The 6612-nt window shown below is 64.7% G+C and carries 6 protein-coding genes; 2 read left to right on the forward strand and 4 right to left on the reverse strand.

Annotated features, from left to right (window positions below; genetic code table 11):
• Positions 1 to 131: 131 nt before the first annotated feature.
• The 4 genes from HA052_RS20635 to HA052_RS20650 form a co-directional block, all read right to left on the reverse strand.
• Entirely contained in the window at positions 132 to 680 is a 549-nt protein-coding gene (locus HA052_RS20635; RefSeq protein ID WP_166453378.1) for a methylated-DNA--[protein]-cysteine S-methyltransferase, read from the reverse strand.
• A 12-nt stretch (positions 681 to 692) separates the two neighbouring features.
• Entirely contained in the window at positions 693 to 926 is a 234-nt protein-coding gene (locus HA052_RS20640) for a helix-turn-helix domain-containing protein (protein WP_019100941.1), read from the reverse strand.
• A gap of 9 nt (positions 927 to 935) precedes the next feature.
• On the reverse strand, positions 936 to 1496 hold the full coding sequence (locus HA052_RS20645; protein WP_141111338.1) for a DUF2975 domain-containing protein: 561 nt from the start codon (positions 1494 to 1496) through the stop codon (positions 936 to 938).
• A 598-nt stretch (positions 1497 to 2094) separates the two neighbouring features.
• On the reverse strand, positions 2095 to 2520 hold the full coding sequence (locus tag HA052_RS20650) for an Lrp/AsnC family transcriptional regulator (RefSeq protein ID WP_166453379.1): 426 nt from the start codon (positions 2518 to 2520) through the stop codon (positions 2095 to 2097).
• A 149-nt stretch (positions 2521 to 2669) separates the two neighbouring features.
• Between HA052_RS20650 and HA052_RS20655 the strand changes: the two genes are divergently transcribed.
• Together HA052_RS20655 and entS are read left to right on the forward strand one after the other, a co-directional pair.
• Complete coding sequence (locus tag HA052_RS20655) at positions 2670 to 4271, forward strand: phytoene desaturase family protein (RefSeq protein ID WP_166453380.1); 1602 nt, start codon at positions 2670 to 2672, stop codon at positions 4269 to 4271.
• 470 nt (positions 4272 to 4741) lie between these two features.
• Positions 4742 to 6016, forward strand: a complete 1275-nt coding sequence (gene entS, locus HA052_RS20660; protein WP_166453381.1) for an enterobactin transporter EntS — start codon at positions 4742 to 4744, stop codon at positions 6014 to 6016.
• Positions 6017 to 6612: the final 596 nt, after the last annotated feature.

Below are 6612 nucleotides of genomic sequence, written 5' to 3' on the forward strand. Positions count from 1 at the left end.
GCGATAGTTAGTTCATTAGGCGCGCCGCATAGTTCCTGGCTTTGGGAATTAAGAAGCGGTTTTAACGAATCCCGCGGAAGCACAGTGGACCTTGAACAGGTTCTAAGGGTTTGCAAGGCGTGGGCGGATGGTTAGAGGGCGCGCTCGCGCTCGTGCGCCAGGAGCCAAGCCTTGCGCGCCAGCCCGCCGCCGTAGCCGGTGAGCGCGCCGTCTTTGCCCAGCACCCGGTGGCAAGGGACGATGACGGAGAGGCGGTTGGCGCCGTTGGCGGCGGCCACGGCGCGGACGGATTGCGGGCGGCCTAGCCTTGCGGCTTGTTCCTGGTAGCTGCGGGTGAGGCCGTAGGGCACGCTCAGCAGCAGTTGCCAGACCGCCTGCTGGAAGGCGGTGCCGGGCAGATGCAGCGCCACTTCGAAGCGGCGGCGCGAGCCGGCGAAGTATTCGCCGATCTCGCGTTCGCCCTGGCGCAGCAGCGGGCTGTCGCCCTCGGCGATTTCGGCGGACAGCAGACGGCGCAGCGCCGCCAGTTCCGCGTTCACGATAGGCCGATCGGTGAATTCCAGCAGGCACAGTCCCAGCTCGCTGGCGCAGGCGACCATGGCGCCGAGCGGGGTGTCGAAGCGGCGCAAGAGCAAGGGCCCGGCCTGGCGGGCGGCATCGGTGTGAACGGCTTGGGACATGGTTAAGCCGGCTTACTCGCCGTCGTCGACCGCGTCCGGCTCAGCCGGCACCAGTTGCAGCAAGTCGCCCGGCTGGCAGTCCAGATACAGGCAGATCGCCTCCAGGGTGGAGAGCCGGAAGCCCTTGACCTTGCCTTGTTTCAGCAGCGACAGATTTTGTTCGGTGATGCCGATGGCCTGGGCCAGGTCCTTGGATTTGACCTTGCGCTGGACGAGCAGCATGTCCAGATGAATTTTGATGGGCATGTGTCGCTTTCAGATGAATTGCTTATTTTCGCACGCCAACGTAATGCCTTCTCGTTGAATGCGCGCAATGATCATGACCACGGCGGCGATGAACAGGCTTTCCAGGTTTTCGGCGTGGAAGCTGACGGCGATCAGCCGCTGCCCCTCCGGCCGCATCATGGTCAGCCAGGCGCTGATCAGCGGCTGGGAGACGAGGTCCGCCAACACCCAAAGCGCGACTCTGGAACCCACTTTGGACAACAGCGCGGCGGAGCGCTCCGTGAAATATTCCGCTTGGGCATAAAGCTTGAACAGGCGACGCAAGGCGTTCAGGCCTTGGGCCAGGATCAGCAGGGGGACGCAAGAAAGGACTGCGCCGCCGGCGCGTTGCCACAGCGGCAGGCTCGGGAGATCGAATTCGCTTGAGCCGTAAAACCCTCTGACGGTGTCCACGGAGATGGTCAAGCCGGCGTCGATAATGGACTTGGGAAAGAGCCAGAACAAGATATTGAACAGCAGCATGGCGCCTATGCCCAAGACGGTGATGTAGGCCATGGCGGCGCAATAGCGGCTCAATCGTGTGGAGTTCATGAGGGTTCCTTAGCGGTTGGTTGGAAAGACGATGAAAAATGGTGTCGAGAAAGTATCGCTAAACAATTATTTGTTATTGTAAAACGATAATTTTTTGCTGTGCAAGTTTGATTTGCGCAAGGTTGCGGTTAGCACACACCTTGGGCTTGCCGCTGTGTGGGGGCGTCGTGAGCCGCAGCCCAGGCTGGGCGCGGCTTTTAGACGGATTGGAGATGTGTTGCGCATTGGATACATGAGCAACAACAATTTATTATTGTTTAACAGCAATTAATTTATGTAATACAGTCATCAACTTTCACGTGAAGGCGAGCTTGCCCTCGCGTGCTCTCCGCGAGGCCTGGCGTGTTTGCGCGCCGGATGAACGAAAGAGGTTTGATGATGAGCGATGCAAATCAAGCAAGCGGCGGGCTGGAACCTCGGCCTGGACCGGCTGCCGAATGTCTGGCGCCGGCGCATGCTTAAGACGCTGGGCCGCGGCCGGCGCGCGCGCTTGCTGTGCGTTTTGCTGGCGTGGGGCTTGGCGGCGTGCAGGGGAGACGGCGCTGGATTGAGAACGGCAATGTCGAGGCCGTTTCACGCCTTGACCGCACTGGTCGATTCAGCGGTCTATCCGCGTGGTCATCAGGATGGCGGTGCTGGTGCGTTCCACGCCGTCCAGCGCGCCGATGCGGTCCACCAGCCCGTCCAGCTCGGCCACGCCGGGGGCTTCCACGCCGGCGATGAAATCGTGGACGCCGCTGACCGAGTGCAGGGTGCGGACCTGGGGCAGCCGGCGCAAGGCGCTTTCTATCGACGGGCTCAAGCGCGGCGCGGCGCTGATCATCACCAGCGCGCGCACTTGGGCGGCGTCGTGGGCGGCGCTGGTGCGCACGCTGTAGCCCAAAATCACGCCGCCGCGTTCCAGTCGCTCTATGCGGCTTTGCACCGTGGTGCGGGACAGGCCCAGCCGGCGCGCCAATTCCGCGGTGGGCGCGCGGGCGTTTTCGCGCAGCAGCGCGAGCAATTGCTGATCGGTGGCGTCCATGGCGGCTCCGTGCGGGGTGGGCGATTTGGCGCTATGCCGGACTTTTCGTCAATGCGATCAATAATATCCGACAGTTCGTCGCTATGCGCGCTGCAATTTGCCGAACTTGATTCGAGAATGAGGCTTCCCCTGAGACGAGGAGCGGAGCGATGCGGGATGCGATCATCGTGGGCGGCGGCCACAATGGCCTGGTGTGCGCCCATTACCTGGCGCGGGCCGGGCTGAAGGTGACGGTGCTGGAACGGCGCGGCGTGGTGGGCGGCGCGGCGGTGACCGAGGAGTTTCTCCCCGGTTTTCGCAATTCGGTGGCCGCCTATACCGTGTCGCTGCTCAACCCCAAGGTGAGCCGCGACATGGAGCTGGCGCGCCACGGCCTGAAAGTGGTGGAGCGGCCCTTGTCCAACTTTCTGCCGCTGGACGACGGCGGCTATCTGAAAGTGGGGCCGGGCCGCACCGCCGCCGAGGTGGCGCGCTTCTCGCGCCGCGACGCCGACAGGCTGGACGATTACGCGCGGCACCTGGACGCCGCCGCCGAACTGCTGCGCGAGCTGGTGTTGCAAACGCCGCCCAACGCGGTGGCGGGCGGCTGGCTGAACGCCTTGCCGGAGCTGCTCAAGGCCGGCCGGCTGGGGCGGAGGCTGGGCAAGCTGGAACTGGCGCAGCAGCGCGAGTTGCTGGACCTGTTCACCAAGTCCGCCGGCGATTATCTGGACGGCTGGTTCGACAGCGATCCGATCAAGGCGGTCTACGGCTTCGACAGCGTGGTGGGCAACTACGCCAGCCCGTACGCGCCGGGCTCGGCCTATGTCTTGCTGCATCATGTGTTCGGCGAGGTCAACGGCCGCAAAGGCGCGTGGGGCCACGCGCTGGGCGGCATGGGCGCCATCACCCAGGCCATGGCCCGCTCGGCGCGCGAGCGCGGCGCGGAGATTCGTACCGACAGCGCGGTGCGCGAGGTGCTGCTGGACAAGGGCCGGGCGGTGGGCGTGGTGACGGAGCGCGGCGAACGGCTGGACGCGCGGGTGGTGGTGTCCAATCTCAATCCGCGGCTGCTTTACACCCAGCTGCTGGACCCGGCGGCGCTGCCGGCGGATTTTCTGCGCCGGATGCAAAGCTGGCGTTGCGGCTCCGGCACTTTCCGCATGAACGTGGCTCTGTCCGAGCTGCCGGATTTCAGCTGTTTGCCGGGCAAGACGCAGGCGGAACATCACGGCAGCGGCATCATCATCGCGCCCAGCCTGGCTTATATGGAGCGCGCTCATCACGACGCGCGCGAGCGCGGCTGGTCCGGCCGGCCCATCGTGGAAGTGCTGATTCCGTCGACGCTGGACCCGTCGCTGGCGCCGCCGGGCCAGCATGTGGCCAGCCTGTTTTGCCAGCACGTGGCGCCGCAATTGCCGGACGGCGCCAGTTGGGATGATCACCGCGAGGAAGTGGCGGACCTGATGATAGACACCGTCACCCGCTACGCGCCCAATTTCAAGGCCGCGGTGCTGGGGCGGCAGATCATGAGCCCGCTGGACCTGGAGCGCACCTTCGGCCTGGTGGGCGGCGACATCTTCCACGGCGCCCTGGGCCTGGATCAGCTGTTCTCGGCGCGGCCCATGCTGGGCCACGCCGACTACCGCGGCCCCATTCCCGGCTTGTACACCTGCGGCGCCGGCGCTCATCCCGGCGGCGGCGTCACCGGCGCTCCGGGCCACAACGCGGCGCGCGAGGTGCTGCGCGACCTGGGGCGCCGCATGGTGTGAGACGCCTATTCAAAACCTTGCGGGGCGGGCCCGCGCGCCAGGCAGAAAAAGCCCGCGACGCGAGCCGACGGGCAAAAGGGCTATCAAGAGGGACTCATTAGAAGGGGTGATTCATGGTCAGACCGGCGGTGCGGCTGCGCTCGTTGGTGATGTCGGGGTAGCAACGGCCCGCCCGGTTCAGGCCGCCGCCGACAAACAAGCCGTGATCCCGCCGTTGCTTGAAGCCCAGGTTTACCGTCAGGTGCGGCGCGTAGTTGAATGGATTGGCCGGGATGCCGGGGTTGGCGGCGTCGCTGGCCGGCGCTCAGCGTCAGCCGTGGCTGAGGCTGATTGACATGATCAAATGCAAATGATTCCTAATACAGACTTCTGATGTTACCATGCGGCATCCATAACGGCACACCCTCTTGCCGGCCGCGCCGGCGCCTGTCGCGCGGCCTCCACCTCTGTCGAGATCAAAAAAACCTGTCATGAAAAAGTCGCCCATCTTCGTCGATTTCAGCCTGCTCAGGCTCAACCCGCATTTCCGCTCCATCTTCATCGCCCGCATGATCTCGGTGTTCGCCTTCGGCATCCTGATGGTGGCGGTGCCGGTGCAAATCCATCAGCTCACCGGCTCTACGCTGCAAGTGGGCGCGGCGATGGCGCTGGACGGCGTCGGCATGTTCGCCGGCCTGATGTGCGGCGGCGTGTTGGCGGACCGCATGGACCGACGCCGGCTGATCCTGCTGGGCCGCTCGCTGTGCGGTCTGGGCTTTCTGGCGCTGGCGCTCAACGGCTTCATGACCCATCCCTCGGTGCTGGCGCTCTACGTGGTGTCGGCCTGGGACGGTTTTTTCAGCGGTATCGGCATCACCTCGCTGATGGCGTCCATCCCGGTGCTGGTTGGCCGTGACAACCTGCCGGCCGCCGGCGCGCTGAGCATGCTAACCATGCGCATAGGCGGCGTGCTGTCGCCTCTGCTTGGGGGGCTGATCATCGCCGCCGCCGGGGTGAACTGGAACTATCTGTTGGCCGGTGTCGGCACCTTGGCCACCTTGATCCCGTTGACGCGTTTGCCGTCCTTGAAGCCGCAGGGCGGGGAGCCGGCGCATCCGTTGCGTTCCTTGCTGGAGGGCTTCCAGTTCCTGTGGCAGAACAAGGTGGTGGGCGCGGTGGTGGCGGTGGGCACGCTGCAAACCTTGCTCAGCGCGGTGCGGGTGTTGTATCCCTCGCTGGCGGAGGACGGTTACGGCGGCGGCGCTTTCGAAGTGGGCCTGATGTATTCGGCGGTGCCGCTGGGCGCGATGATAGGCGCGTTCACCAGCGGCTGGGTGGGCGGTTTGAGCCGTCCCGGCGCGGTGATGTTGAGCTGCGTGCTGGCTTCGTCGCTGAGCATCGCGTCCCTGGGCCTGGTCCATCATCTGGCTTACGGCCTGCTGGCCTTGGCCTTGCTGGGGTATTTCGGTTCCATCGCGTCCTTGTTGCAATTCACCTTGGTGCAGGGCAATACGCCGGACCATTTGCTGGGCCGGGTGAACAGCCTGTGGAACGCGCAGGATGTGGTGGGCGACGGCCTGGGCGCTTTGGGCCTGGGCGCGTTGGCGCGGGCCTTGGCGCCGTTGACGGCGGTGGGCTGGTTCGGCGCGGCGGCCGCGGCGGCCAGCCTGGCGATGTGCGGGGCTTTTGGGTCGTTGCGGCGTTTGGCCGGCGGCGCGGCTGCGGAGGCGGCCGGGGTGCCGGCGCGGCAGGGGGCGGGGTCCTAGTTTCTAGGATTTGCGGACGCTGATGTGCTTGCAGGGCGGAAACCTCGGTTGGGGTTTTCGCCCTTTTTGCATTTGTTGTGGGGGCGGGGGCTTCCTTCCGGAACCTGTTAGGAGAGGTAAGCCATTTGTAGGTGAAATGAGGGTTTTGACTCCGCTACGCGGATGATGGATTTGATTGCCGGGGCTGCCCGGCAGGCAGGAAGGGGAATTTGCTCGGCCAAATTCCCCTTCACCCCAAAGGCCGCCCTGCAAACCTGGCCTACGGCTTCCCGCCGGGGCCTGTCAGGCCCGAGGCGCGGCTGAACTCGCAGTGCGCTAACGTCGCGCTGCTCGAACATGCAGCCGCTTAAGACCTCGGGCCTGCCACCCGTCGGCAGGCTTGAAGGGACCTGGGGCGCGTCGGATACATGTTTTCTTTTAGGGAGCTAGGCTTATCCACAGACAAGAGCAATGGGGCCAAGTTACCCACTGGACGAGCCCCCTGAAACACAGGACACCGTTTCCCCCTTAAACTAAGGGATAGGCATACGACTGTGTTTATGACTCACACTAACAAATCCTCCATCGAGGTTCTGGGGCCAGAACGCCGCCGGCGC

It is taken from the genome of Chromobacterium fluminis (assembly GCF_011602385.1).
In the GTDB taxonomy this organism is placed as follows: domain Bacteria; phylum Pseudomonadota; class Gammaproteobacteria; order Burkholderiales; family Chromobacteriaceae; genus Chromobacterium; species Chromobacterium fluminis.

Coding starts and splice junctions, on each gene's coding strand:
- HA052_RS20635 (WP_166453378.1), bottom strand. CDS start 680: ATGTCCCAAGCCGTTCACACCGATGCCGCCCGCCAGGCCGGGCCCTTG.
- HA052_RS20640 (WP_019100941.1), bottom strand. CDS start 926: ATGCCCATCAAAATTCATCTGGACATGCTGCTCGTCCAGCGCAAGGTC.
- HA052_RS20645 (WP_141111338.1), bottom strand. CDS start 1,496: ATGAACTCCACACGATTGAGCCGCTATTGCGCCGCCATGGCCTACATC.
- HA052_RS20650 (WP_166453379.1), bottom strand. CDS start 2,520: ATGGACGCCACCGATCAGCAATTGCTCGCGCTGCTGCGCGAAAACGCC.
- HA052_RS20655 (WP_166453380.1), top strand. CDS start 2,670: ATGCGGGATGCGATCATCGTGGGCGGCGGCCACAATGGCCTGGTGTGC.
- entS (WP_166453381.1), top strand. CDS start 4,742: ATGAAAAAGTCGCCCATCTTCGTCGATTTCAGCCTGCTCAGGCTCAAC.